24 protein-coding genes are annotated in these 25,420 nt (G+C 67.5%); 12 read left to right on the forward strand and 12 right to left on the reverse strand.

What is annotated here, in order from left to right:
* Positions 1–14: 14 nt before the first annotated feature.
* The 4 genes from G9373_RS14280 to G9373_RS14295 form a co-directional block, all read right to left on the reverse strand.
* Entirely contained in the window at positions 15–1,196 is a 1,182-nt protein-coding gene (locus G9373_RS14280; RefSeq protein ID WP_005560545.1) for a thiolase family protein, read from the reverse strand.
* 92 nt (positions 1,197–1,288) lie between these two features.
* Positions 1,289–2,845 (reverse strand): GMC oxidoreductase, encoded by a 1,557-nt coding sequence (locus G9373_RS14285; RefSeq protein ID WP_133984924.1) that lies wholly within the window; start codon positions 2,843–2,845, stop codon positions 1,289–1,291.
* Positions 2,842–4,401, reverse strand: a complete 1,560-nt coding sequence (locus G9373_RS14290) for an amino acid permease (RefSeq protein ID WP_052023959.1) — start codon at positions 4,399–4,401, stop codon at positions 2,842–2,844. The genes G9373_RS14285 and G9373_RS14290 overlap by 4 nt, the downstream gene beginning before the upstream one ends.
* A gap of 27 nt (positions 4,402–4,428) precedes the next feature.
* Positions 4,429–5,931 carry an aldehyde dehydrogenase family protein gene (locus tag G9373_RS14295; protein WP_005565281.1) on the reverse strand — a complete coding sequence of 501 codons (1,503 nt, stop codon included), beginning with the start codon at positions 5,929–5,931 and terminating at the stop codon, positions 4,429–4,431.
* Positions 5,932–6,156: 225 nt separating this feature from the next.
* Between G9373_RS14295 and G9373_RS14300 the strand changes: the two genes are divergently transcribed.
* On the forward strand, positions 6,157–7,104 hold the full coding sequence (locus G9373_RS14300; RefSeq protein ID WP_167115566.1) for an aldo/keto reductase: 948 nt from the start codon (positions 6,157–6,159) through the stop codon (positions 7,102–7,104).
* 2 nt (positions 7,105–7,106) lie between these two features.
* Here the strand turns inward: G9373_RS14300 and G9373_RS14305 are convergent, their stop codons facing one another.
* On the reverse strand, positions 7,107–8,024 hold the full coding sequence (locus G9373_RS14305; protein WP_133984928.1) for a tyrosine-protein phosphatase: 918 nt from the start codon (positions 8,022–8,024) through the stop codon (positions 7,107–7,109).
* A gap of 226 nt (positions 8,025–8,250) precedes the next feature.
* Here G9373_RS14305 and G9373_RS14310 point away from each other — a divergent pair, with 226 nt between their 5' ends.
* Together G9373_RS14310 and G9373_RS14315 are read left to right on the forward strand one after the other, a co-directional pair.
* Positions 8,251–9,027, forward strand: a complete 777-nt coding sequence (locus G9373_RS14310) for an SDR family oxidoreductase (protein ID WP_005565287.1) — start codon at positions 8,251–8,253, stop codon at positions 9,025–9,027.
* A 35-nt stretch (positions 9,028–9,062) separates the two neighbouring features.
* Positions 9,063–9,854: an SDR family NAD(P)-dependent oxidoreductase gene (locus tag G9373_RS14315; RefSeq protein ID WP_133984930.1), complete on the forward strand. Its 792-nt coding sequence runs from the start codon at positions 9,063–9,065 to the stop codon at positions 9,852–9,854.
* A 54-nt stretch (positions 9,855–9,908) separates the two neighbouring features.
* On the opposite strand, the gene G9373_RS14320 is transcribed toward G9373_RS14315, so the two are convergent.
* Complete coding sequence (locus G9373_RS14320) at positions 9,909–11,705, reverse strand: zinc ribbon domain-containing protein (protein WP_005565290.1); 1,797 nt, start codon at positions 11,703–11,705, stop codon at positions 9,909–9,911.
* Between the two features lie 355 nt (positions 11,706–12,060).
* On the opposite strand from G9373_RS14320, the gene G9373_RS14325 reads away from it, so the two are divergent.
* Positions 12,061–12,903, forward strand: coding sequence for an SDR family oxidoreductase (locus G9373_RS14325; protein ID WP_283291047.1), 843 nt, complete (start codon positions 12,061–12,063; stop codon positions 12,901–12,903).
* Between the two features lie 33 nt (positions 12,904–12,936).
* A complete protein-coding gene (locus G9373_RS14330) occupies positions 12,937–13,347 on the forward strand; it encodes a hypothetical protein (RefSeq protein ID WP_039952808.1) in 411 nt (136 codons plus the stop codon).
* Between the two features lie 6 nt (positions 13,348–13,353).
* Here G9373_RS14330 and G9373_RS14335 read toward each other — a convergent pair whose 3' ends face one another.
* Positions 13,354–13,965 carry a maleylpyruvate isomerase family mycothiol-dependent enzyme gene (locus G9373_RS14335; protein ID WP_005565301.1) on the reverse strand — a complete coding sequence of 204 codons (612 nt, stop codon included), beginning with the start codon at positions 13,963–13,965 and terminating at the stop codon, positions 13,354–13,356.
* A 120-nt stretch (positions 13,966–14,085) separates the two neighbouring features.
* Between G9373_RS14335 and G9373_RS14340 the strand changes: the two genes are divergently transcribed.
* Positions 14,086–15,375, forward strand: coding sequence for an HNH endonuclease signature motif containing protein (locus G9373_RS14340; RefSeq protein ID WP_133984932.1), 1,290 nt, complete (start codon positions 14,086–14,088; stop codon positions 15,373–15,375).
* 32 nt (positions 15,376–15,407) lie between these two features.
* On the opposite strand, the gene G9373_RS14345 is transcribed toward G9373_RS14340, so the two are convergent.
* Positions 15,408–16,583: a hypothetical protein gene (locus tag G9373_RS14345; protein WP_133984934.1), complete on the reverse strand. Its 1,176-nt coding sequence runs from the start codon at positions 16,581–16,583 to the stop codon at positions 15,408–15,410.
* 95 nt (positions 16,584–16,678) lie between these two features.
* Between G9373_RS14345 and G9373_RS46405 the strand changes: the two genes are divergently transcribed.
* Positions 16,679–17,314, forward strand: a complete 636-nt coding sequence (locus G9373_RS46405; RefSeq protein WP_005564890.1) for a hypothetical protein — start codon at positions 16,679–16,681, stop codon at positions 17,312–17,314.
* 6 nt (positions 17,315–17,320) lie between these two features.
* Here the strand turns inward: G9373_RS46405 and G9373_RS14355 are convergent, their stop codons facing one another.
* Positions 17,321–18,556, reverse strand: coding sequence for a HipA domain-containing protein (locus G9373_RS14355; protein WP_005258080.1), 1,236 nt, complete (start codon positions 18,554–18,556; stop codon positions 17,321–17,323).
* Positions 18,556–18,804, reverse strand: a complete 249-nt coding sequence (locus G9373_RS14360) for a helix-turn-helix domain-containing protein (RefSeq protein WP_005258081.1) — start codon at positions 18,802–18,804, stop codon at positions 18,556–18,558. Before G9373_RS14360 ends, G9373_RS14355 begins: the two co-directional genes overlap by 1 nt.
* 198 nt (positions 18,805–19,002) lie before the next feature.
* Between G9373_RS14360 and G9373_RS14365 the strand changes: the two genes are divergently transcribed.
* Positions 19,003–19,773: a deoxyribonuclease IV gene (locus tag G9373_RS14365; protein WP_005564888.1), complete on the forward strand. Its 771-nt coding sequence runs from the start codon at positions 19,003–19,005 to the stop codon at positions 19,771–19,773.
* Here G9373_RS14365 and G9373_RS14370 read toward each other — a convergent pair.
* Complete coding sequence (locus G9373_RS14370; RefSeq protein WP_133984936.1) at positions 19,770–21,233, reverse strand: SulP family inorganic anion transporter; 1,464 nt, start codon at positions 21,231–21,233, stop codon at positions 19,770–19,772. The genes G9373_RS14365 and G9373_RS14370 overlap by 4 nt on opposite strands.
* 97 nt (positions 21,234–21,330) lie before the next feature.
* Here G9373_RS14370 and G9373_RS14375 point away from each other — a divergent pair, with 97 nt between their 5' ends.
* The 3 genes from G9373_RS14375 to G9373_RS14385 are packed head-to-tail and all read left to right on the forward strand — an operon-like array spanning position 21,331 to position 23,556.
* Positions 21,331–22,119: an amino acid ABC transporter substrate-binding protein gene (locus G9373_RS14375; RefSeq protein ID WP_005564885.1), complete on the forward strand. Its 789-nt coding sequence runs from the start codon at positions 21,331–21,333 to the stop codon at positions 22,117–22,119.
* Positions 22,120–22,129: 10 nt separating this feature from the next.
* A complete protein-coding gene (locus G9373_RS14380; protein ID WP_054245460.1) occupies positions 22,130–22,798 on the forward strand; it encodes an ABC transporter permease subunit in 669 nt (222 codons plus the stop codon).
* On the forward strand, positions 22,795–23,556 hold the full coding sequence (locus tag G9373_RS14385) for an amino acid ABC transporter ATP-binding protein (RefSeq protein WP_005564884.1): 762 nt from the start codon (positions 22,795–22,797) through the stop codon (positions 23,554–23,556). Before G9373_RS14380 ends, G9373_RS14385 begins: the two co-directional genes overlap by 4 nt.
* A gap of 4 nt (positions 23,557–23,560) precedes the next feature.
* Here G9373_RS14385 and G9373_RS14390 read toward each other — a convergent pair whose 3' ends face one another.
* The gene (locus G9373_RS14390) at positions 23,561–24,055 is read right to left on the reverse strand and encodes a GNAT family N-acetyltransferase (RefSeq protein ID WP_005258099.1); all 495 of its coding nucleotides are present in this window, start codon (positions 24,053–24,055) and stop codon (positions 23,561–23,563) included.
* Positions 24,056–24,201: 146 nt separating this feature from the next.
* Here G9373_RS14390 and G9373_RS14395 point away from each other — a divergent pair, with 146 nt between their 5' ends.
* Complete coding sequence (locus G9373_RS14395) at positions 24,202–25,419, forward strand: lipase family protein (protein WP_206032164.1); 1,218 nt, start codon at positions 24,202–24,204, stop codon at positions 25,417–25,419.
* Position 25,420 lies beyond the last annotated feature (1 nt).

Here is a 25,420-nt window from a genome sequence, read left to right on the forward strand (position 1 = left end):
CGCCTGCCCTGTTTCTAGACGCGCCGGAAGAGTGCCGCGAGGGCCTGGCCGCCGCCGATGCACATGGTGACGATGCCGAGTTCGAGGTCGCGGCGCACGAGGTCCTTCGCGAGGCGCAGGCTCAGGATCGCGCCGGTCGCCCCGACCGGGTGACCCAGCGCGATCGCACCGCCGTACGGGTTGGTCTTCTCCGGGTTCAGCTTCGCGTCCCGGATCACCGCGACCGCCTGCGACGCGAACGCCTCGTTCAGCTCGATCACGTCGATGTCGCCGGGGGTGGTGCCGGTCTGCTCGAACAGGTTCGCCAGCGCCAGCACCGGGGCGTATCCCATCAGGCCCGGGTCCATCGCCGCGGTCGCGACGGCTTCCAACGTGACCAGCCCGGTCAGGCCCTTCTCCTGCGCGGCGGACTGCGTCGCCAGCACCAGGGCCGCGGCGCCGTCGTTGATACCGGACGCGTTGCCCGCGGTCACCGAGCCGCCTTCCTCGAACGCCGGCCGCAGCTTCGCCAGGGTCTCGAGGGTGGTGTCGGGCTTGGGGTGCTCGTCGACGTCGATCGTCTTCGGGCGGCGGCCCCCGATCTCGACCGGGGTGATCTCCTCGGCGAACGCGGCCTTCGCGGCCTCGGAGGCGGCACGGCGCTGGGATTCGACGGCGAACTCGTCCTGCTGCTGCCGGCTGACGTCGTACTTGCGGGCGACGGCCTCGGCGGTGCGGCCCATGTGCACGCCACCGAACGGGTCGGTCAGAATCGCGACCGTGCCGTCGACGAGCGTGCGGTCGCCGAGTTTGTAGCCGGAGCGGGCGGAGAAGTCGTAGAACGGCATCCGCGACATGCTTTCGTCGCCGCCGGCGAGGGCGAAGTCCACCCCACCCCAGCGCATCTGCTGCGCCGCCGACCACACCGCCTGCAGACCGGACCCGCACAGCCGGTTGACGGTGTACGCGGGGGTCTTCTCGGGAAGTCCGGCGGCGAGGGCGACGCGGCGGGCGTTGTAGGCGTCCGGTCCGACCTGACCGATGCAGCCCATCACCACCTCGTCGATGTCCTCACCCGGCACCCCGGCACGGTCCAGCGCGGCCTTCGCGGCGGTGGCACCCAGTTCGTGGGCGGGCACGTCCTTGAACGCACCACCGAAGCTGCCGATCGGGGTCCTCGCGCCGTCGACTACCACGATCGGTTCAGGAGAATTCATGACGTGTCCTTCCGTCTCGCTACCAGTATGGAGAGATAGTAGGACTTCAAAGTACCCAGCGGTTCACGCAGGGCCTCCGGCACCTCGTCGGGTCAGATTCCGCGGATCAGATCGGCGCACTTCTCGGCCATCGTCATGACCGTGATATTGGGATTGACGTAGGGCAGTTTCGGCATCGCGGACGCGTCGACCACCCGCAGATCGCGGACGCCCTTCACCCGCAGTTCCGGATCGAGGACGGCCATCGGGTCGGTGGCCGCACCCATCCTGGCGGTCCCGGCGGGGTGGTACACCGTGTTGTGCGTCCGGTGCGCGTAGTCGATCAGTTCGTCGTCGGTGACCGCCTCCGGCCCGGGAGCCAGTTCCCTCGTGATCCAGCCGCGGAGAGGTTCCTGCTCGGCGATGCGACGTGCCAGCCGGATTCCGGCGAGCATCACCGCCTCGTCGTGGCCGTCGGGGTCGGTGAAATACCGGGGATCCACTCGCGGACGATCCCGGAAGTCACGGGACCGCAGCCGCACCGTTCCGCGAGAGAGTCCCTGCGTGACGTTCGGGGTGAGACAGAAGCCGTTGTCCGTGGTCGGGTATCCCCACCGGAGTGTGTTCATGTCGAACGGCACGCTGCCGTAGTGCATCATCAGGTCCGGATGGTTCAACCCCTCCTCGGTGGCGGCGAACAGACCGATCTCCCACCACTGGGTGGACGTCTCGACCATCGGCCGGGACGCCTCCCAGAACACCAGCCCCTCGACGTGATCGTCGAGGTTCTGCCCGACCCCGGGGGCGTCGACCCGAACCCGCACACCCATCTCGCGCAGGTGCACCGTCGGCCCGATACCCGAGAGCATCAAAAGTTTCGGTGTGTCGATGGCCCCGGCGGTGACGATCACCTCGCGGCGCGCGGACACGGTGTCGTATCCGATGAGATCGGGGCGCTGGTACCGCACGCCGGTCGCCGCCAGCGCGTCGTCGATGACGATCTCGCTGACCCGGCAGTCGGTGCGCACGTCGAGGTTGGGGCGGGACCCGAGAATCGGATGCAGGTAGGCGTGCGACGTCGACATGCGCGTGCCGTCCTCGGACGCGTTGATCTGGAACCACCCCGCCCCGTCGAGCACCGTCGTGCCCCGGTTGAACTGCACGGTGGGCAACCCGACCTTCGCCGCGGCCTCGAGCAGGGCCACGCCGCACGGGTCGTTCGGCGGGACGTCACGCAACCGCACCGGACCGCTGCGGCCGTGCTGCTCGCCGGGGGCGTCGTTGTTCTCCACCCGCGCCACGAGCGGCAGGACGTCCTTCGCGCCCCAGCCGGTGGCGCCCGCCGCCGCCCAGTCGTCGAGTGTCTCGGCGGGTGGCCAGAACGCGATGCACGAATTGTGGGAGGAGCATCCGCCGAGCACCTTGGCGCGGGCGTGCCGCATGAAGCTGTTGCCCTTCTCCTGCGGCTCGACCGGATAGTCCCAGTCGTAGCCTGAGTCCAGCAGATGCATCCATTGCGACAGCTCGAGGACGTTGCGGTCACCGACGTCGGACGGCCCGGCCTCCACGAGGCAGACGGTCACCGAGGGGTCCTCGCTGAGCCGCGCGGCGAGCACACATCCGGCCGTTCCCCCGCCTGCGATGACGTAGTCGAACACGGTGTCCGTCATGGCAGTTCACTCTCCGCCTCGTCCTTCGACGACGCCGCGTGCGAGGCGAGACATCCGATGTGGTTGCGGCCCTTCACCGCATACCAGAGGAGACCGAGCCCGAGAATGATGCCGATGTAGACGAACGCACCCCACGTGTTGTACCAGGGAGTGCCGTACACCTCGGGGCGCGGCCACGCGAGATTGAGCGCCATCCCCACTCCCCACAGCACGGCGAAGATGTTCACCGGAAGCCCCCACCGGCCCATCGTGAAGTAGCCGCTCTCCGCGAGTTCCTTCGGCGGCCACTGCCCCTGCAGGCGTTTCTTCAGCAGCGGCCCGGTGACCATGAGGTACGCCAGGTAGATCATGATGATCGCGATCGACGTCAGCACCGTGAAGATCTGCGGCTGACCGATGTTGATGACGAGGATGAACGCCGCGAGCACACCGATCACGATGGCGGGGACCACGGGCGTCTGATGCTTCGGGTTGACGTGGGCCAGCCGCTCCCCGAAGGGCAGCGCGTTGTCGCGGGCCATCGCGAACGTGAGCCGGATGGCCGCGGCGTGCACCGCGAGCGAACACACCGTGACCGCGACGACGATGCAGACCAGGAAGATCTTGCCGAGCGGCCCCCACATCACCTGCTCGACGATGTACTGCAGGCCGCCCTCGCTGCTGCCGATCAGCGGATCCTCGAGGTCGGGGGCCGACATGACGGCGAACACCAGGATCGCCCCGCCGATCACGAACGAGGCGAGGATCGCCCGCAGGATCGCCTTGGGCGCCGTCCGCCGGGGGTCGACGGTCTCCTCGCCGAGCGAACTCGCGGTGTCGAATCCGTACATCACGTAGCCCGACGCGAGTGACGCCACGAGGAAGACGGTCAGATAGCCGCCGCTCTCTCCGGCGCCGTAACCGTGGGTGGAGAAGAACACGTCCGGACCGCGAGTGATGTTGGCGGCGAGGATGACGGCGATGAGCACGGCCGCGATCAATTCGATGAAGACACCCGAACTGTTGATGAGGGCCATCAGCTTGACGCCGAACGCGTTGACGGCCGTGGTGAACGCGATCATGATGGTGCCGAGAATCACGGCGTTGGTGGCGAAGTCGTATTCACCGCTGCCGTCACCGATGATCTGGAACCCGCTCCACAGCCGCGGAAGGTTGAGTTGCAGCGCGAGCACGACCGCGGAGAGGGTCACGATCGACGCGGTGAGCATCAGCCAGCCCGACGACCATCCCACGATCCTGCTGCCGAGCAGCTTGGCCCAGTTGTAGACCGAGCCGGCGACGGGGTACTTGGCGGCGAGCTCCATGAAACACAGGGCGACGGCCATCTGCCCGACGAACACCATCGGCCAGGACCACAGGTACGCCGGCCCCGCGGTGCCGAACCCGAAGTAGAACAACTGGAACGTGCCGGTGAGAATCGAGATGTAGCTGACCCCCGCCGCGAAACTGGCGAATTTACCGAGGCTGCGGTCCAATTCCTGTTTGTACCCCAGTTCGCCGAGTCCACTGTCCCCCGGCGCACCTCCGTCACCCACTGCTCCGTGCCGAGTAGCCATGGTTCTCTCGCCTCTCCGTGCGCCGACCTAGCCGTTGTCGAACCACCCCGCCGCCGTGGGCGAGGTGTTGTGCCAGATATGTTTCGTCTCCTGGTATTCCGCCAGACCGGTGGGACCGAGTTCGCGCCCGTTCCCCGACATCTTGAAGCCGCCCCACTCGGCGGCCGCGGTGTAGTAGCCGAAGTCGTTGAGCCACACCGTTCCGTGGCGCAGACCGCGCACCATCCGCTCGCCCCGCGCACTGTCGGCGGTCCGGACGCCGGCGGCGAGGCCGTATTCGGTGTCGTTGCCCAGTCGCAGCGCCTCCTCCTCCGTGCTGAAGCGCTCGACCGTGAGGATCGGTCCGAACGTCTCCTCCTGCACGACGCGCATGGTGCGGTCGCAGTGGTCGAAGATGGTGGGCAGGTAGTAGCTCCCGTCCGCCAGCGCGGGATCGGAGGGCCGGGCGCCCCCGGTCACCAACCGGGCGCCCTCGGAGAGGCCGAGCGCCACGTACCGTTCGACCTTCTCCCGGTGGGCCTCGGATACCAGCGGGCCGGTTCGGCTCGCGGGATCGAGACCGTTGCCCATCCGGATCTTCTCCGCCCGCGCGGCCAGTGCGGCGACGAACCGGTCGGCGATGGACTCCTCGATGATCAGGCGGGTTCCCGCCGAGCACACCTGCCCGGAGTGCAGGAACACCCCGGTGAGCACCTGGTCCACCGAATCGTCTCCGTCGGCGTCGGCGAAGACGATGTGCGGATTCTTGCCACCGAGTTCCACCGCCACCTTGGTGACGTTCTTCGCCGCGGTCTCGAGGATGACGCGTCCGGTGGCCAGCCCGCCGGTGAACGAGATGAAGTCGACGTCGGGGGTGCCCGTGAGCGCGGCGCCCAGGACGGCGCCGCTGCCCTGCACGAGGTTCACCACCCCGGCGGGGGCACCCGCTTCGGCGATCAGCGCGGTGAACGCAATGGTGCTGAGCGGGGTCACCTCGCTCGGTTTGAGGACCATGGTGCACCCGGCGGCCAGCGCGGGCGCCACCTTCCAGGAGATCTGCAGCAGCGGGTAGTTCCACGGTGCGATGAGCACGCACACACCGATCGGCTCACGCACCACCCGGCTGATCACCTCGGGGCGCCCGACATCGACCAGATTGTCGGCTTCGACCGCGGCGAGTTGCGCGTAGTACCGGAACACCGACACCACGTCGTCTATGTCGATCCTGCTCTCCTCCAGAGTTTTTCCGGTGTCGAGCGTCTCGATGCGCGCCAGGGTCTCCTTGTCTCGCTCGAGGAGATCGGCGATCCTCGCGACCAACGCCGTGCGCTCGGCGACGGGTGTGTGGGGCCAGGTTCCCTCGTCGAACGCCGCGCGGGCCGCGGCGACTGCGCGGGTCGCGTCCTCCGGGGAGGCCTCGTCGACGGTGGCGACCACCGATCCGTCGGCCGGATTGATGCAGTCCCGGGTCTCACCGGAGCTGGAGCGGATCCACTGCCCGTCGACGAACAGGCCCGTGTTCAAGTGGTCATCGATCGACTGGTCCTGCATCACTCAACTCCGTGTCTCGCCGGAACGAACGCACCCCCTTTACGGTATGCCGTCGGAGTCGCGGTGGACGGGGATCGCGCACACATGTCCGATTCACGACGGTATCCGTTACCGAGAAGACTGTGTCCGGTAGCCGGACGCGCGTGCGCCTAGCGGCTGCGATAGCGTCGTCAGGCGAACTCTTCGCACATTCCCGGACAGGACACACCTAGAAACGGAGCACCCGTGGTCGCGATCGGCAACTCGGATCTGGACATCTTTCCCCTTGCCCTCGGTGGTAACACCTTCGGCTGGACCAGTGACGAACCGACGTCGTTCGAGATCCTCGACGCCTTCGCCGCAGGCGGCGGCAACTTCGTCGACACGGCGGACTCGTACTCGGCGTTCGCCGAGGGCAACTCCGGCGGCGAGTCCGAGACCGTCCTCGGTAACTGGATGGCGTCCCGCGGCAACCGCGACCACATGGTGATCGCCACCAAGGTCAGCCAGCACCCGGAGTTCAAGGGCCTGGCCCCCGCCAAAGTCCGCGCGGCGGCGGAGGCATCCCTGAAGCGGCTGCAGACCGACCACATCGACGTGTACTATGCCCACTTCGACGACGCCGACACTCCCCTCGTCGACACACTCGGCGCCTTCGACGAACTGGTCCGCGACGGACTCGTCCGCCACGTCGCCATCTCCAACTACTCGCCCGAGCGCATCCGCGAGTGGCTGTCGCTGACGGCCGAGAACGGCTTCGCGGCCCCGATCGCGCTGCAGCCGCACTACAACCTGGTGCACCGCCACGACTACGAGCCCGAGGTGGCCGCGATCGCCACCGAGAACGGCCTGGGCGTCTTCCCGTACTACTCGCTCGCCGCAGGCTTCCTCGCGGGCAAGTACCGCACCCAGGCCGACCTGGACGGTCAGCCGCGCCAGCGGATGGCGACCCGCTACTTCTCCGAGTCCGGACTCGCCGTCGTCGAGGCCCTGGCCGAGATCGCCGACACGCACTCGGCGGAGATTTCCACCATCGCGCTCGCGTGGCTCCTCACCCGGCCCGGCATCACCGCGCCGATCGCGAGCGCGAGCCGCCTCGAACAACTTCCCGCTCTGCTCGACGCCCCGACCGTGACCCTGACCGCATCCGAGATCAGCCGGCTCACGACTCTCTCGGACGCGATCAGCGCCTGACCTCAGCTCAGCAGCTTGCCCCGGAGCCGGTCGACGGTCGCCGCGCTCAGACCGAGCCCTTCGGTGAGATAGCGGTCGACCGTGCCGTACTGCTCGGTGAGCCGGCCGAGTCCGGCCTCGAGGTAGCTCCGGTCGACGCCCAGCAACGGCTGGTAGATCTGCGCCACCGCCTCGCCGCGGCTGGCGGCGATCTGGTCGTACGTGACCTTCATCGACGCGGCGGTGTACTCGTTGGTGAGCAGGTAGTCGTCGAAGATGGTGTCCTGCCGGACGCCCGCGATGGAGAGCAGCAGCGCGGACGCCCAGCCGGTGCGGTCCTTGCCCGCCGTGCAGTGGAAGATCTGCGGCCCCTCGGTGTCGGCCAATGCCGTCAGGAGTTGCGCGAACCCGGCCCGGGTCGCCGCGTCGTCGACGAAGCTGCGGTTCATCTGCTGCATGAACACGACGGCGTCGGCGGGCGACTTCAATTGCGCGACTGCGGCACCCAGGTCTCCCGACAGGATGGGGATGCCGAGGTAGCGCGGCCCGGCCGGGAGCCGGTCGGGTTTCGCCGCCACCTCTTCGACGGTCCGCACGTCGTACACCGCCGTCAGTCCGAGCCCGGTGAGGACAGCGAGATCCTGATCGTTCGGAACCAGAGCGTTCGAACGGTAGAACAGCCCCCTCGTGACGTGTCCTCCGTGGGTGGTGGCGTACCCCCTACCCGATCCCCCGACGTCGCGGAAGTTGTCGACCGACGCCAGTCGCGGTGTCTCGACGACCGGGCCCGCGCTCCCGAAGTCGGACGAACCGAATCCCGGGAGGCTGATTCCGGGCAGCGACAGCGGGTCCGCCGAAGCGAGCGCAGGCGTGCCGAAACCCGCGAACAGGACGCTGCCGGTGATCAGCACCACGGCGGTGGAGGTGACGCGTCGAGACATAGGGGAAGCCTTTCGATGAGCTGTCGGGGAGATCCGCTCGTCCGGCATGTCCGGAGTGTCAGCGGGTAACCCACATCACAGTGGTCGGACGTTTCCCGTGGCTACGAGTTGTTCCGATCACCGGGAGAACCCGTTTCCCGCCGGCGGCGCCCACAGCAGACTCGGGCCGTCGGCAGCCGACGTGCCCGACGAACGTGACTCTTTGACGACGAGGATGTGAGCTGAGATGACCGAGACCGCACAGCAACTGGCGGAGAAGGTGGTGATCGTGACCGGGGCGGCGCGGGGGCTCGGCGCAGCATTCGCCCAGCGCATCGTCGACGAGGGCGGCAGCGTCGTGGTCGGCGACGTTCTCGACGACGACGGCCGCGCGACCGTCGACCAGCTGGGCGACCGGGCGCGGTACAGCCACCTCGACGTCACGGACCCGCAGCAGTGGCAGGCGGCAGTCGACGTGGCGACGAGCGAATTCGGACGCGTCGACGGCCTCGTCAACAACGCCGGTATCTCCACCGGCCAATACATCGAGCACGAACCGCTCGAACACTTCCGGACGGTCCTCGACATCAACCTGACCGGTGTGTTCAACGGCCTGCAGGCCGTGATCGCCCCGATGCGCGCCGCCGGCGGCGGATCGATCGTCAACATCTCGTCGGCCGCCGGTCTGATGGGACTCGCGCTGACCGCCGGTTACGGCGCGTCCAAGTGGGGCGTGCGCGGGCTCACGAAGATCGCCGCCGTGGAACTGGGCACCGACCGGATCCGCGTCAATTCCGTCCACCCCGGGATGACGTATACCCCGATGACCGCGGGCCTCGGAATCCAGCAGGGCGACGGCAACTACCCGAACACTCCCATGGCCCGGGTCGGCGTGCCCGAGGAGATCGCCGGTGCCGTCGGGTTCCTGCTGTCGGATGCGTCCACGTACGTCACCGGAGCGGAACTGGCCGTCGACGGCGGATGGACCGCCGGGCCGACCGTCAAATACGTCATGGGCCAATGAGATCGAATTCGCAAGCCACACGAGGAGCACACACGATGAATCGATTCGACAACCGGAGGATCCTGGTGACCGGAGCCGCGTCGGGGATCGGACAGGCCACCGCCCTCCGCCTGCTCGAGGAAGGCGGCACCGTCGTGGCAGCCGACGTCTCCGAGGACGGCCTCGCGCGGACGGCGGAACTGGCCGACGCGGCAGGCACGGCGGGACGCCTCAGCGTCGCCGCAATCGACATCGGCGACGAGAAGTCCGTCACCGACGGCGTGAGCCGCAGCGTCGAGAAGCTCGGCGGACTGGACGTACTCGTGAACGCCGCGGGCATCCTCCGCGCCTCGCACACCCACGGGACGTCGCTGGGCCTGTGGAATCAGGTGATCGGGATCAACCTCACCGGCACGTTCCTCATGGTCCGCGAATGCCTGCCCGCGCTGCTGCGCAACGAACGCAGCGTGGTCGTGAACTTCAGTTCCACGTCCGCCGCGTTCGCGCACCCCTACATGGCCGCGTACGCCGCGAGCAAGGGCGGCATCCAGTCGTTCACCCATGCGCTGGCCCTCGAATACGGCAAGCAGGGTCTGCGCGCCGTCGGTGTCGCCCCCGGCAGCATCAAGACCGGCATCACCGACGCCACATCCGGATACGTTCCGTCCGATGCCGATTGGAGCCTGTTCGCCAAGCTCTCACCCATCCTGCCCACCACCCTGGAATCGGGCGGCGCGGCCATGGGCGGACCCGAGCAGGTCGCCGGAGTCGTCGCCATGCTCGCATCCGACGACGGCGCGTTCGTCACCGGAACCGAGATCCGCATCGACGGCGGAACCCACGCCTGACCGGTTGAACCCTTGCGCGTGCGACGGCGGCACGTAGGTTGGACACATGAGCGTCTACGTAGATCTCATACTATCTGCCACTTGCGTGGCGGGCGTGGGAGATGGACGTGTGTCACGGCTACCCGCATCACCGTGCGGCGGTGTGGGTTTGACCGTGTCCCACACCGACGCTTGTGATGCAGGAACATGCTGATTCGGAGTCACCCCCAACCGCGGTGTCACGGTGGGCAGGCTGCGGCGGACCCGGCGATGCCGCGGCCTGCTCGGGGTAGGAGCGTGTTTGTCGCGCGATTGCCGTACCGGCGCATGTTCGGTCACCCGGACCGCCGGTAGTCCTCCGCGCCGCCGGGTGGTCTTGTTTCTGCCGAGCAGCGCGCGTTTGGCCAGGTTCACCCCGGCGACGTGGTCCCGGTTGCCGCCAATTTTGCACTGCTCACACCATGCCCGGTGGTAACCGCCGGGGCGAGAGAGTGGTTCGTTGCAGCCCGGACACCACGCGGAAGATCCGCGGGCCGGTACGGACACCACCGTCACACCGACACCGGCGGCGGTGTGGGTGAGCGCGTCGACGGCCTTGCGGCGGGCCGATTGCGCGGCCCGATTGTTGTTCACCCGCCCGTGCCCACGGCTCTCGAGGGTTGTGAGATCTTCCACCGCAATCAGCTGCGCTTGGGCGTCGGTGGCGTAGTCGGTGACCTGACGGGCGAAGTCGAAGGCCATTTCCCGGTTGATCTTCCCCCTCTTGATACCCACCGCGGTGCGGTGTTCGTCGAGGACGGCGATCTTCTCCTCCAGCTGAGCGCGGACCTCGGGCGGGGCGGTGGCGGCCAGTCGTGTCAACCGGGCCGCCTTGCCATGGAGTAGCTGCCCCTCAGCCTGCAGGCGGGCCAGTTTGATCCCGAGCCCGCGGTCGTCGTAGGTCCAACCCCGGTAATCCGAGGACAACCCGTCGGGGTTTTCGGCGGTGATGGCGGCGGCACCCAGAGTGGTCGGGGACCAGTCCACCCCGACCGCGACGGAGGCCGATTCCAGGTCGGCTGCTGGGACGATCTCGGTCGCGGCGCACCGCCAGAGCAGTCCCCGGCGGTCGAGGACCAGGGTCGGCAGATGCCAATCGGTGACCGCCCGGCCGTGCAGGTGCTCGGGGATGGTCGCGCTCAGCCGGACACTGCGCCACTGCGCCCGCCCCGCCGGGGCGGGGCAGGTGGGCAGCTTCACCGTCAACACCAGCTCGTGACCGGTGACGGCAAGCTGTGCGAGTTGTCGATCGGCGGCCGAGAGCCGGGCCATCGCGCTCGTCTGTGGCGGTCCCTGCACGTCGGTGATCCGCAGGCGCGCGTCTGCCGCGCCGCGCGCGTGCGCCGCGAACTGCCGCACCACGCCCCGGGCGAATCCGGACGGGACGTACTCCGCAGCAGTAGTGGGTGCGGCGATCCGGCCGGTGGCCGGGTCGAACCGGGCCGACAGTGCGATGATCGCGGTGTCTCGGTAGGCCAGCGCCCGCAAAGTGCCGACTGCCTGCGCGGTCACCACCCGCGTGACACGCGACGGGACGTAGACACCGTCCGGGTAATGCGGGGTCCAGCCCAGACGCGCAGCAGCGACATGACCTTGCATCGGCAGTTTCCGGCCCTGGCGGTCACATCCGGCGGCCAGGACATCGAAGGTGGCCGGTTGCCACAGCCGCGACAACAGTTGCGCTTCGGCGCCCGAGATCAGGTCGAGCAGCCACCCGACACGCACGTCGAGGTCGTCAAGCCCGATCGGCGCACCGGTCTCGTCATCGACAGCCAGGTAGGGGCGGGTGGTGAACGAGAACTGCCGCAGCGCAGTGAATCCGGTATCGGCCATCAGTTAGTCCATCTCCAACCGTGCTGCCGCATCGCCCGGAAGAAGTCGACGTTGATTCTGCTTCGACCGCAATGGGTGGAAGCGGCCGGACAATGAAGCGAGCACTGCCATGAAGTCATCCATCAGCTCCTCTACCAGCGACGTGTCCCCATGCTCCCGTAGGACCTCGACCTTAACGCCGACCACCGACAAGTAACGTTCGATCCACGCCACCGGCGAACCGCGCCAACCGGTCCCGCCACACCATTCGCACCACCGTGAAGTGACCCTTGGCTGCGTCGTCGAGCATCCGATTCAGTCCCGCTCGAGTCTCTCCCGCAGACCTGAACCACGATCGGTGTAGACCCGGTACACGGTGCCAGTATTAGACATTAAGTCGACAGTTGAGAGCCTGCCCACCCCTGCCGCCGATCGCACCGCGCTCGTCACCGGAGCGTCGTCCTGGATCGGCGAAGCGATCAGCCGTGAACTCGCCCGCCGCGGTCACCAGGTCGTACTCGTCGCCCGTAGGGCGGAGAAGCTGGAGGAACTGGCCACCGAACTGCGGGCCGCAGGCGGTCGGGCGCATGTGCTGGGTGCCGATCTCTCCGACCGCTCTGCCCGCGCGACGTTGCTCGACCGGGTCGGCGGGCTCGGGCTCACCCTCGACATCCTCGTCAACAATGCCGGCCTGTCCACGCTCGGCCCGGTGGCCGCGTCCGACCCGGACGCCGAGATGAACATGATCGAGGTCGACGTCATGGCCGTCGCCGACCTCTGCAGCCGCGCCCTGCCCGGCATGGTGCAACGACGCCGAGGAGCGGTCCTCAACGTCGCCTCCACGGCCGCGTTCCAGCCGCTGCCCGGACAGGCTGCCTACGCCGCCGGAAAGGCATTCGTCCTGTCCTACACCGAGAGCCTCACCGGCGAACTGAAGGGCACTGGCGTCACCGCGACCGCCCTCTGCCCCGGGCCCGTGGACACCGGTTTCGGTGAGACAGCCGGCTTCGCGAAGGAAGACGCCGAAGCCGCACTGCCCAGCTTCATGTGGGAAAGCCCAGAATCCGTGGCCAGGACCGGAATCGACGGCCTCGACAAGGGGCACATGATCGCCATCCCCGGCCTCGCGAACCGGGCGGCGTCCGTGTTCGCCCACCTCGCGCCGAACAAGCTCCTCGTCCCCGTCCTGGCCAACCGCCATCCCGGTTTGCGGACGTAGAAACTGCCGCCGGTTTACTGTGGCGTGGTGGAGATGACTACCGCTACTCGCCGATTCGCACAGCTCACCGCGACCGTGGCCGTCGTCGCCGCCGCCCTTCTCGGGAGCGCCGGTATGGCCGCGGCCGACGAATGGCCGCCGGTACCCACCGAGCCCAGTCCGGTCGCGCCGTTCGACACCCAGAACTTCCTCACCCCCACCGACCTCGACTATTGGAATCCGTTCGTCAGCGCGAATCGGCTCACGTCACCGTTCGGAACCGCCAACCGCATCGTCTGCACCGGATTCCACGGCGTACTGCTCGACTGCTGGCAAGCCGACCAGAACGGCCAACCACACAAACTCGTCAAGTTGTCCATGAACTTCCCCGGATCCCTCGGCGCCACCCTCCCCGGCGGAGGTCCCGGGCACTTCGTCTACCCGGGCTTCATCCCGGGTATCTGAACCGGGCTACAACGGGTCGCCCTCGACCCGTCCGGCCGGCAGCGTACGGCCGCAGATCATCAGCGCCAGATCCTCGCCCGTTCCGCGTAATTCGGCGCCCGACCCGTACGACCAGTCGAGGTCCGTGGCCCGCAGGCCGCGTCCCTCGATGTCGATGCCGAAATTCGAGTGCCCACCACCCGCCGTGAGATCGTTGAGGACGACGCGCATCGTCTCCTCCGGTACGTGTCGTGGCACGCCGAGCGGCACGGTGGCGTCGAGACCGTGGATCACCACATGGTTGAGCGCGCCGTGATAGCCGCCGCCCGGCGGGATCCACTGGCGCATGACATCCGAGCGCAGGTTGGCGACGAGTTCCGCCGGTGCCAATTCGGCGTCGCTACGGGCGATCTCGTTGGAGAGCCGGGTGAAATCGAACTCGCACTCACGCAAGCGCGCCATGAACTGCTCCTCGGAGTAGCGCGCTGCCATGGTGAAATGCGCGACCACTTCCCGAATCCGCCAGCCCTCGCACAGCGACGGCGTGTCCCATTCCGCATCCGAGATCCCGTCGAGCAGATCGGCCAGTGCCGAGAACTCGTTCGCAACCGCCCGCTGCAGATCGGCGTCATCGGTCATCGCACCCAGCCCCTACATCTTTCTCGACGAGAGTTCCCACACCACCGTATCCGGGTATTGCCTTGGTCGAACCTGATTGATAAAGTCGAACATACATTCGAACCTTGGGGGAGGTTGGTTGTGGGGGCTCTGGTTGCAGCGGATTTGGACGAGTTGCGGGCGTTCGCGGCGCGGCTGCGATGTGTCGAGGCGGGTGGGGATGCGGGGTTGGGGATCGAGTGGCTCGATGCGATCGAGGCGTTGAAGTCGGTCGGGTGTGCGGCGCAGGCGGTGATCACCGACGGCGTCGCCACGAGTATCCGTGCGGACCGCAGGGCTCGAGAGTTGCCGCGGGCGGAGTGGGACCGCGGTATTGCCTCGCAGATTGCGTTGGCGCGCAGAGAATCCCCGAACCGCGGCGGGCGGCATCTGGGTTTCGCGCAGGCTCTGGTGCACGAGATGCCGCACACCCTGGCCATGTTGCAGACCGGGCGGTTGAACGAATGGCGCGCCACACTGTTGGTGCGCGAAACGGCCTGCCTGTCGGCTACGGATCGGGCGATCGTGGACCGCCGGTTGTGCTCGGACCCGGCCATTCTCGACGGGGTTGGCGACCGCGGGCTGATCGCACGAGCGAAAGCGTTGGCGGTCGAACTCGACGCCGCATCCGTGGTGCGGCGGCATCGCAAGGCGGTGTCGGAGCGGCGGGTCACGACACGCCCGGCGCCGGATTCGATGGCCTATCTGAGCGTGCTGATGCCGGTCGAGCAGGCCGTGTGCCTGCAGGCGACCCTGGGCCGGGATGCGGACAGTCTGATCGCGACCGGGGACAGTGGTGGTCGCACCCGCAATCAGCTGATGGTGGATCTGTTGTTCGAGCGCGGCACCGGAGCGTCAGTGGCGTCGGGTGTCCCGGTGGCGGTGAACCTGGTCCTCTCGGACGAGACGTTGCTGGCCGGCGGGCACGAGGCCGCGCAGCTGCACGGCTTCGGGCCGATGCCGGCCGGAATCGCCCGGCGGCTGGTGGCCGACGCCGTCGACAGTGACACCGAGACATCGCTACAGCGGGTGTACTCCTGCCCGCACTCGGGGGCGCTGACCGCGATGGAATCCCAGTCCCGCACGTTCCCGAAAAGCCTGCGGAAGCTGATCGACCTCCGCGACCGCACGTGTCGTACGCCGTGGTGCGATGCACCGATCCGGCACCACGACCACATCCGCTCCCGCCGACAGCACGGGGCGACCACCGCGCGAAACGGGTCCGGACTGTGCGAGGCCTGCAACTACGCGAAGGAAGCACCAGGCTGGACAGCCCGCCCGATACAGCGGCCCGGCCGCACCCACCTCATCGACCTCGGCACCCCGACCGGACACCACTACCGGTCGGCGGCCCCACCGCTCCCGGTCCCGGCACACCTGCGCGCGTCATGAGGTGGCGGCGGCTACCTTCGCGGTCGCCGGGGTCACCTGTTCCCACCCGACCAGGAGGTGAGTTCGGCGATGTCTCCGTACAGCGCCGACTGGTAGGTGAACATCAGCTCCTCCACCCCGCCGAACTGATCGCCCACGTGATGGGTGTTCTCCGCCGACAGCTCGCGGTCGCCGGAGCGTGCGATGAGTTCGTCGATGCGGCTGTCGAGACTCATCGCCCGGTTGACCGCCAGCACGGACCGCAGTTGCACCTCGGCTCGGGACAGTAGGTCGCCGATCCGTGCGAGTGCGGCGACGCGGTCGACCAGTTGATCCCACACCGGCTTCAGCGCGTTCTGCCGGGCCTCGATCTGTTCGCGCGCCGTGTCGGAATGGGTGGCGCGCAGCGCTTCGTCGAGCTCGGTCCGGATTCCGCGCAGCGCCACGGTGTCGACGGCGATCTGTGTCAGTTCTTCGGCGAGGTCGAGTTGGTACCGCTGGATCGCGAAGTGCTCCGAATGCCAGACTGCAGAACCGTCGATCCTGTCGAAGAGCATCCCCGCCAGGTAGAGCAGGGTGTCGTACGAGTCGGCGAATCTGTCGTTGTCGAGATCGACGCCCTTGCCGATGGCGTCGGCGACGCGTCGTCCGACCGCGGCCATCGGCGTGTTTTCGGCCGCCTGGCCGAGTCGTTCCGCCGCGGTGCCGCGGGCATAGTTGCCTGCACGTTCGAGCGCGGTACCGGCGATCGGCGCCGGTGTGCGTTGCAGAGCCCGGAACAGAGCCTCACGCTGTTCGAGATCGAGATGGACGCCCTCACGCCGATCCCGCCGCATCGCCCGGACACCGTTGCCGTAGTGCGCCGGGGACATCACGACCGCAGACCGAGACGACTGCAGCTTGCGGCCCAGTTCGGTGGCACGGTATTTGAACAGTAGTTGCGCCGGTCCGGGACGCAGGCTGTCGGCGCGGCGCGCCACCTGGTGGTACTCGTCCGTCAGCAGACGCAGTGCCCCGAAGCCGCCGATCGACGGGACGGTGCGGCCCGCGCGACGCCGGTGGGCGAGTACCTGCCGGGTGGGCGAATCGAGGTGTCCGGCGGCGATCAGCACCGCAGCGGCGTCCGACAACGGGGCGTGGGTGCCCGTGATCGCGGATCGTTCGCACCACTGGCGGACCTGCAGCGAGATGCGTGCACGCCGCTCCTCGTACTGGGTGCTTTCCGACATCGGACCTCCTGGCAGTTCACTGGTCACCACTGTCCCAGAATTTCGTCCGACGCGCCGCGACCGCCGAGGCGGGGTGCGGTTCTAGGCTCTCCACCATGACCTACACGGTGCGTGCGGTGCTTCTGTTCGCGACGGCATTGGTGGTGGCCGGTTGCGGTCGCTCGGTCGACGGATCCCCCGAGACCGGCGCCGTCGCGGGGCCCGCGACCACCCCGGCGGTGACGACCGCACCGAAGACGACGACAAGTACGACGAGCACGACCAGAACCACGTCGACGAGCCCCATCACCACGACGACTACCACCACCACGAACACCCCGGCCGAGGCAAACCCGCAGACGTTTGCCGGTACCGCGGCGGGGAGCTACTACTTCACGACGCCGAGCACCAAGTTCCACTGCGCGATCCTCACCGGCGGCGACCTCCCGACCGCCGGCTGTCACGGCCCGATGCCGGCGTCGGCGCCGAAGGTTCCGGGTGCCGGCGCGTCCGGCACCCCGGTGACGCCCAACGCGATCGAGGTCACCGGTGGCCGCGCCGGTCAGTTCGCCAGTGCCGGCGATCCCCGGTACTACCCCCTCGACGGATCCGCCGCGCCCGCACTGTCGTACGGCACCGCGTTGCAGGTGAACGACCTGATGTGCCTCGTCGACGAGACGTCCGGGGTCACGTGCCGCAGCGATGTGGGCCACGGATTCACGCTCTCGGACAGCGCGTTTCGAGTGTGGTGAACCGGTTCAGCCCAGTTCGTCCGAGCGCCGTTCCATCAGCGTACGCAGTAGGGCGTTCTCCTTCGCGGTGAAGCCGATCGTCTCGATCTCCTCGATGCCCCGTCCGATGCCCTTGCGGACGCCGTCGAGCATTCTGGTGACCGCGCGCTCGGGAACACCGAGGCGCCCACCTGATTCGACGAAGTGCCTGCGGTTCAGTTTGTTCGCCTTGCCGTAGAAGTCGAGAGCCATCGGGTCACGCCATCCGAGGTACGGCTGGGTGCACAGCAGGTCGTAGGCGGGTGTGACACTCCACAACCCCGATTCAGCGAGCTGCACCGAGAAGTTCTTTCCGTGCAGGTCGCCGTTGCCGATGGCGTACGAATAGGCCACCAGCCGAAGCAGTTCCAGGGTGGCCACCCGCGCCGAACCGCCGCCGCGCTCACAGACGCCGGCGAGCGCGGTGATCACGCTCTCGGTCTTCAGCCGGTACTTGGCGGCGGGGAACATCCCCATCACCTGGCACGCATCCTCCTGGGGTGTGCGGATGACGCGGCCGGACGGATCGACGCGCCGGTCGAAACGGGCGACGAGCAGACCGGCATTGCCCTTCCCGTCACGCACCAGCTGATGATCGGCGACGGGCAACCCGCACTGCGCGGCGAGTCCCATGAAGAAGTGCTCGTTCTCGACCAACTGCGGATACCCCTGCGGTGGTGAGAGTTTGAGGATGGCGGGACCCTTCTCTGTCGCGATCGGCGTCGAGTACATCTGCGCCGACACCTTCGCCTGAACACCGGGCAGCGAGGTGGGGTCCAGCTTCACCGCCTCGTGCCCCGACATGTGCTCGAACAGCGCCCGCAGGTCCTGGCGCTCGACCGCGTCGGGGTCGAACATCGGTGCGGTCTCGGGCGGCGGCACCCCCGCGGGCAGGACGCGCACGTCGCCGATCGTGTCGGCCCCGACCGCCATCAGGATTGTGAGGTGATCGTCCTCGGACGTCTTGGTGGCTGCCACCGCGCCCCGCAGCCGGATTCCTTCCGGGAGGAGCCCCGCGAAGAACGGCGGGACGCTGCCCCCACTCGCGCGCACCTCGGTCGACGACGTGGGGATCGTCCATGCGACCTGCGGGGCGCCGGGGTCCTGCAGGTAGGCGGTGTCGTAGCGGAAGACGACGTCACCGCCCTCCCGCACGAGACTGCCCGCGAGGCGTTCGCCCTTGTAGACGTCGGCGCGGTCGACACTGCTGAGGTTCTCGACCATCAGGACGCCACCTCCACACCCGAGCGGGTGACGAGCGCCAGACGGCACCCCATCGCGTCCGCGACGGCGACGACGAGGTCCAGTTGCACGGTCCCCCGACCAGATTCGATCGACTGCACACTCGACCTCGACACCCCGGCCAGGTCGGCCAGCTCCGCCTGCGTCAGCCCGAGCTGGTGCCGCCGCGCGACGAACCCGTCGGCGACTCCGCCGGTCTCGGTTCGCTCGCGGCGGCGTGGGGTTGCCATGAAGCCTCCCTGATCGGTGCAATGCTTGTCGACGGACGCTTAACGACAGTGTGCGCCGATTCTGCCCCGAAGTCCACCCCTATGACTGCGATAGCAAGCTTAAAGCGCGAGAAGAACATGAACCGGGTCATCTCCCACGTTAAGCCTGCGATCACAAGCACAAAGGACGTGGACACACCCACCCCCTACCCTGGATTCATGCGCATAGGAGCACACGTCCGCCAGGACGAAGATCCGATCGGATACGGCGAAACGCTCGGCGCCGACGTCATCCAGATGTTCCTCACGGACCCACAGAAATGGGAGAAGCCGCCGACGCATCCGCGGACCGACGAGATCCGGAACAGCCCCATCGACGTCGTCGTGCACTCGTCGTACGTGATCAACGTGGCCAGCCTCAACAACCGGCTCCGGATGCCGTCCCGCAACGCCGTCGCGCAGCAGGCCCAGGCCGCCGCCGACATCGGCGCATTCGGGCTGGTGGTCCACGGCGGCCACGTCCGCGACGGCGAGGACGTGAACGCGGGGATCGTCAACTGGCGCAAACTCTTCGAACGCCAGGCAGACAAGGGCGGATTCCCCGTCCCCATCCTGATCGAGAACACCGCAGGCGGCGACTTCGCGATGGCACGGCACTTCGACGCCATCGACCGGCTGTGGCAGGAGGTCGGCGATTTCGGCGCCGGATTCTGCCTCGACACCTGTCACGCGTGGGCGGGCGGTGAGGAACTGGTGGGTGTCGTCGAACGCATCAAGGCCATCACCGGACGCATCGACCTGGTGCACCTCAACAACTCCCGCGACGAGTTCAACTCGGCCCGCGACCGGCACGCCAATCTCGCCGACGGAACCATCGACGCCGAACTGCTCGCCGAGGTCGTGCGCACCGCCGACGCGCCCGTCGTCCTCGAGACACCGGCGGAGGGGCTGGCCGAGGACCTCGCGTACCTGCGGGAAACCGTAGGTTAGTCGCCCAGCCGGCCGGTCAGCCTGCGGTACCGCTCCTCGCTGACGGGATTCAGCCCCTCCACCGTGACGTCGGTGCCGCGACTCGCGTACTTGGTGGTGATGCCGTCGAGCGCGGCCACGGTGGACGCGTCCCAGATGGTGGCGCCCGACAGATCGATCACGACGCGGCCGGGGTCGTCGGCGTAGTCGAACGAGAACACGAGGTCGTTGGACGAGGCGAAGAAGAGCTGACCGCTCACCCGGTACGTCTTCACGTCGCCGTCGAGTTCGCCGCGCACGTCCACCATGTGGGCCACCCGGCGCGCGAACAGAACCATCGCCACCAGCACGCCGACACCGACACCGATCGCAAGATTGTCCGTGGCCAGGGTGCCCGCCACGGTGCTGAGCATCACCATCGTCTCGCTCAGCGGCATCGGCCGAAGCGTGCGGACGCTGTGCCAGTCGAAGGTCGTGGCGGCCACCAGAACCATCACGGCGACGAGCGCCGCCATCGGAATGGTCCCCACCACGTCGCCGAGCCCGACCACGAGAATCAGCAGAAACGCACCGGACAGGAACGTCGACAACCGGGTTCGCGCGCCGCCGGTCTTGACGTTGATGATGGTCTGCCCGATCAGTGCGCACCCGCCCATGCCGCCGAAGAGCCCGGTCACGATGTTCGCGACGCCCTGGCCCCACGACTCCCGCGTCTTGTCCGAATGTGTGTCGGTGACGGAGTCCACGAGTTTGGCGCTCATCAATGATTCGAGCAGTCCGACGACGGCCATCGCCAGCGCGAACGGGGCGACGATCTTCAGGGTGTCGACCGTGAGCGGAACGTCCGGCAGCCCGATCAGGGTCGGCAGTCCGTCGGGCAGTTCCCCCTGGTCCCCGACGGTGGGCACCGCGACACCGGTGAGGACGGTGAACGCGGTGAGACCGACGATCACCAGCAGCGGGGCGGGCACCGCGGTGGTCAGCTTCGGGATCCACACGAGCAGCGCCAGACCGGCGGCGAGGAGCGCGTACACCGCCCATGGCACGTTCGTCAGATACGGAAACTGGTGAACGAAGATGAGGACCCCCAGCGCGTTGCAGAACCCGACCATCACGCTGCGAGGCAGGAACCGCATGAGACGCGCGACCCCGAGGACGGCGAGGAGGATCTGCATCGCACCGCCGAGGAAGACGGCGGCAATGAGGTACTGCAATCCGTGTGATGCCATGAGCGGGGCCAGCACCAGCGACACCGAACCGGTGGCCGCGGAGATCATCGCGGGACGTCCGCCGGTGAACGCGATGGTCATCGCCATGATCGCGGCGGTGAACAAGCCGACCCGCGGATCGACCCCCACGATGATGGAGAACGACAACGCCTCCGGGATGAGGGCCATCGCCACGACGAGCGCGGACAACGACTCGATACGAAAAACCGTCGGATGCAGCCACACCGGCCGTCGGAGAGCGAGAGAAGGCACGACGCGACAAACCTACTTCCTGAGGAGACCCGAAGATCCTATCCGGGTAGCGTTCGACCAGTACGGTTAGCTGATCCGCCGACAGAGGAGGAACCCCGTGCGACGCACACTTCCGGCCGTCCTGATCACCGTCCTGACCGCGCTGTCGCTGGCCGGGTGTGGGAACTCCGACTCGGGGCCGGTCATCGACCAGGTTCGCGAGGCCGGGGTCCTGAAGGTCGGCACCGAGGGCACGTACACACCGTTCAGCTACCAGGGCCCCGACGGTCAGCTCACCGGGTACGACGTGGATGTCATCCGCGCGGTCGGTGACAAACTCGGCGTCTCCGTCGAGTTCACGCAGACACCGTGGGACTCGATCTTCGCGGGCCTAGAAGCGAAACGCTACGACCTCGTCGCCAACCAGGTGACCGTCAACGACGAACGCACCCAGAAGTACGACCTGTCGACGCCGTACACCTACTCCGAGGGTGTGATCGTCACCCGCGCCGACGACAACTCGATCACCTCACTCGCCGACCTGAACGGCAAGACGACGGCGCAGTCCGCGACGAGCAACTGGGCGCAGGTCGCCAGGGATGCGGGCGCGAACGTCGAATCCGTCGAGGGCTTCGTGCAGGCCATCACGCTGCTCAAAGACGGCCGCGTCGATGCCACCGTCAACGATAATCTGGCCGTCGCCGAATACCAGAAGCAGACGAACGACACCGGTGTGAAGGTGGCCGCCGAGACCGGTGACACGAGCGAGCAGGCGTTCGCGGCCCGCAAGGACAGCGGTCTGATGCCCGACATCGACAAGGCCCTCGACGAACTGCGCGCCGACGGAACGCTCGCCCAGATCTCGCAGAAGTACTTCGGCACCGACGTCTCGGCACCGACCAACTGAGAGCCTGCCTGTGGACGACGCAACACTCCAGCTGATTCTGGACAACCTGTGGCCGATGCTGAAGGCCACCGTCACCATGACGATTCCGTTGACGATCATCAGCTTCAGCATCGGACTCGTCATCGCTTTGCTGGTGGCGCTCGCCCGGATCTCGTCGATCAGACCGTTGTCGGTGATCGCCCGGTTCTACGTCTCCATCATCCGCGGCACGCCGCTTCTGGTGCAGTTGTTCATCGTGTTCTACGCGCTGCCCCAGTTCGGCGTGGTTCTCGACCCCTTCCCGGCGGCCGTGATCGCGTTCAGCCTCAACGTCGGCGGGTACGCCGCCGAGGTGATCCGGTCGGCGATCCTGTCGATCCCCAAGGGGCAGTGGGAAGCCGCGCAGACCATCGGGATGGGGTACACCACCACATTGCAGCGGATCGTCCTGCCACAGGCCGCACGGGTCGCGGTGCCGCCGCTGTCGAACACGCTGATCTCACTGGTGAAGGACACCTCGCTGGCGTCGACGATCCTGGTGACCGAACTGCTGCGCGTCGCCCAGCTCGCGGCCGCGCCCACCTTCGACTTCTTCGCCCTGTACAGCGTCGCTGCCCTGTACTACTGGGTGATCTGCATCTTCCTGTCGGCCATCCAGGGCCGGCTCGAAGCCCGACTCGACAGGTATGTAGCCACATGACCGACACCTCTCCCCTGCTTCAGGTATCCGGCGTCGAGAAGTCGTTCGGCGACCATCACGTCCTGCGCGACATCAGCTTCGACGTCGGGGCAGGAACGGTGACCGTCATCATCGGGCCGTCGGGCTCCGGCAAGACCACGGTGTTGCGCACCCTCAACGCCCTCGACCTTGCGGACCGCGGGACGATCTCCATCGGCGACGTGTCCGTGGACTTCGGCGCCGATGTGGACCGGTCGACGCTGGCCAGGTTCCGCGGGCAGAGCGGCATGGTGTTCCAGGCCCACAACCTGTTTCCGCACAAGACGGTGATCCAGAACGTGACCGAGGGCCCGATCGTGGTGCAGAAACGCCCCAAGGACGTGGCGCGCGCGGACGCGATGCGGTTGCTCACCCAGGTCGGCTTGGCGGAGAAGGCGGACCAGTACCCGTACCAGCTGTCGGGCGGTCAGCAGCAAAGGGTCGGTATCGCCCGGGCGCTCGCCCTGAAGCCGAAACTGATGTTGTTCGACGAGCCCACCTCCGCACTCGACCCCGAACTCGTCGGCGAGGTGTTGCGCGTGATCCGGGATCTCGCGACCGAGGGCTGGACGATGGTGATCGTCACCCACGAGATCCGGTTCGCGCAGCAGGTGGCCGACCAGGTGTTGTTCGTCGACAACGGGGTCGTACTCGAACGCGGCACACCGAAAGACGTACTCGCCAATCCGACCGGGCCGAGACTGCGTCAGTTCCTGCACCGCATCCTCGACCCGCTGTGAACGGTCAGCGCAGGGATTTCTCCATCAGCACCACGCTCGGCCACTCCACCTCGAAGTCCCTGCGACCCACCAGGAAGAAACCCTGCTCCTCGTAGTAGTCCCGGAGCCGGGCGTTGGTTTCGACGCATTCGAGCCGGACGACGGACGCCTCTTCGGAGCGGGCGTGCTCGTCGACCCAACGGAGCAACTGGGCGCCGAGTCCGGCGCTGGCGTGCCGGCGGTCGGTCATGACGCGGGCCACGTAGGCGGCCGGAATGTCGTCCTCGATCCACACGTCCGGGTCGGACCGGAGCACCCGCAGCGCCCCCACCACGATGCCCGCGAACAGTGCGACACGCCATTCCCCGGACTCGATCTGTTCACGAACGTCGGCGAGCGACACCTCACCCCGGGCGGGTGCGTCGAGTTCCCTGGCCAGGATCCAATCCTCGGCGTCCCAGTGCATCTGAACGATGTCTTCAGCCTGCTCGAGTACTGCCCGCTCCACGGTGACCGCCATGCACACACAGTAACCACCCAGCGGCAAAAACAAACCACCGCTGTACCCGTGTCGATCTGCGATGATGTGACTGGAGTTACAGTTACATTCTGGGACAGTTACCTCAGGCGGTGGTAGCGGTGAAGCTGTTTCGTGCAGTGGTCCTGATGACACTGTCCACCTGCGCAGCCGCGTATGTCTGCGCCCATCCCCCACGGGTGTCCGCCCAGCCCCTGGGGACCGAATCCATTCTCCCGTCCCCCATTCTGGACGACGACTTCTTCGCGTGGCCGCCGAACGTCGCGGAGTTCGGTGCCGGCGAGATCATTCGCTCACGGGAAGTGACGCTCCGGGCGTTCCCGAACACGCTGGTGCCGCACCGCGCCCACCAGATCATGGTGCGTTCCAACGATTCCAAGGACCGCCCCGTGCCGGTGACCGCGACGGTCCTGGTGCCGACCGCGGCGTGGACGGAGACGGGACCGAGACCGGTGGTCGACTACAACATGCCCATCGACTCCCTGGGCGCCCGGTGCACCCCGTCCTACAAGATGGTGCACGACTGGCAGACCCTGGACCTGGACATCCCACCGGTGCTGTCGCTGTTCCTCGCGAAGAACTACGCGGTGCTCGTGCCCGACCACCAGGGACCGCGGATGGCGTACAGCGCGGGACGAATGGCGGGTCATGCCGTGCTCGACAGCATTCGCGGCATGAAGCGGCTGCCCGGCCTCGGGCTCTCGGACAGTCCGGTCGTCGCGACGGGTTACAGCGGCGGTGCTATCGCCACCGGCTGGGCAGCGCAACTGCAACCGTCGTACGCGCCGGACGTCGAACTCGCCGGCGCCGCCGCGGGCGGGATACCCGCCGATTTCGGTTTGCTGCGCAGGACCATGAACGGCCAGCTCGGTTCGGGTCTGTACCTGTCCGCCGTCCTCGGGCTCGCCCGCGAGTATCCGGAAATGCTGACATTGGCGAATCCACTCGGTGTGCTGCTGGCGACGTCCCCGCTGAAGGACCAGTGCATCCTGGCGCTCGCGCCGGCCGGGATCGCATTGCTTCCCGCCGAACTGTTCGCCGTACCCGACCCGTTCGGCAATCCCACCGCCCGAAAATTGGTCGCCGAGAACAGGATGGGAGCGCTCACCCCGGCCACGCCGGTGCTGCTCTATCACGGGTCGTCGCGGGTGTTCCTCGGCGACGAGTGGATTCCGGAGGAAGGGGTGATCGCTCTGCAGCAGGAATGGTGCGGCGGTGGCGGCGACGTCGCCTACGCCCCGCAGTTCGGCGAGCACCTCACCGCGGCCGTGTTCGCGTTTCCCGAGGTGGTGCGCTGGATCGACGAGCGACTGGCCGGGGTGCCGGCACCTGCGGGGTGCCGTTGAC

Origin of the sequence: Rhodococcus sp. A14 (assembly GCF_011603105.1) — a bacterium.
GTDB lineage: Bacteria > Actinomycetota > Actinomycetes > Mycobacteriales > Mycobacteriaceae > Rhodococcus_F > Rhodococcus_F opacus.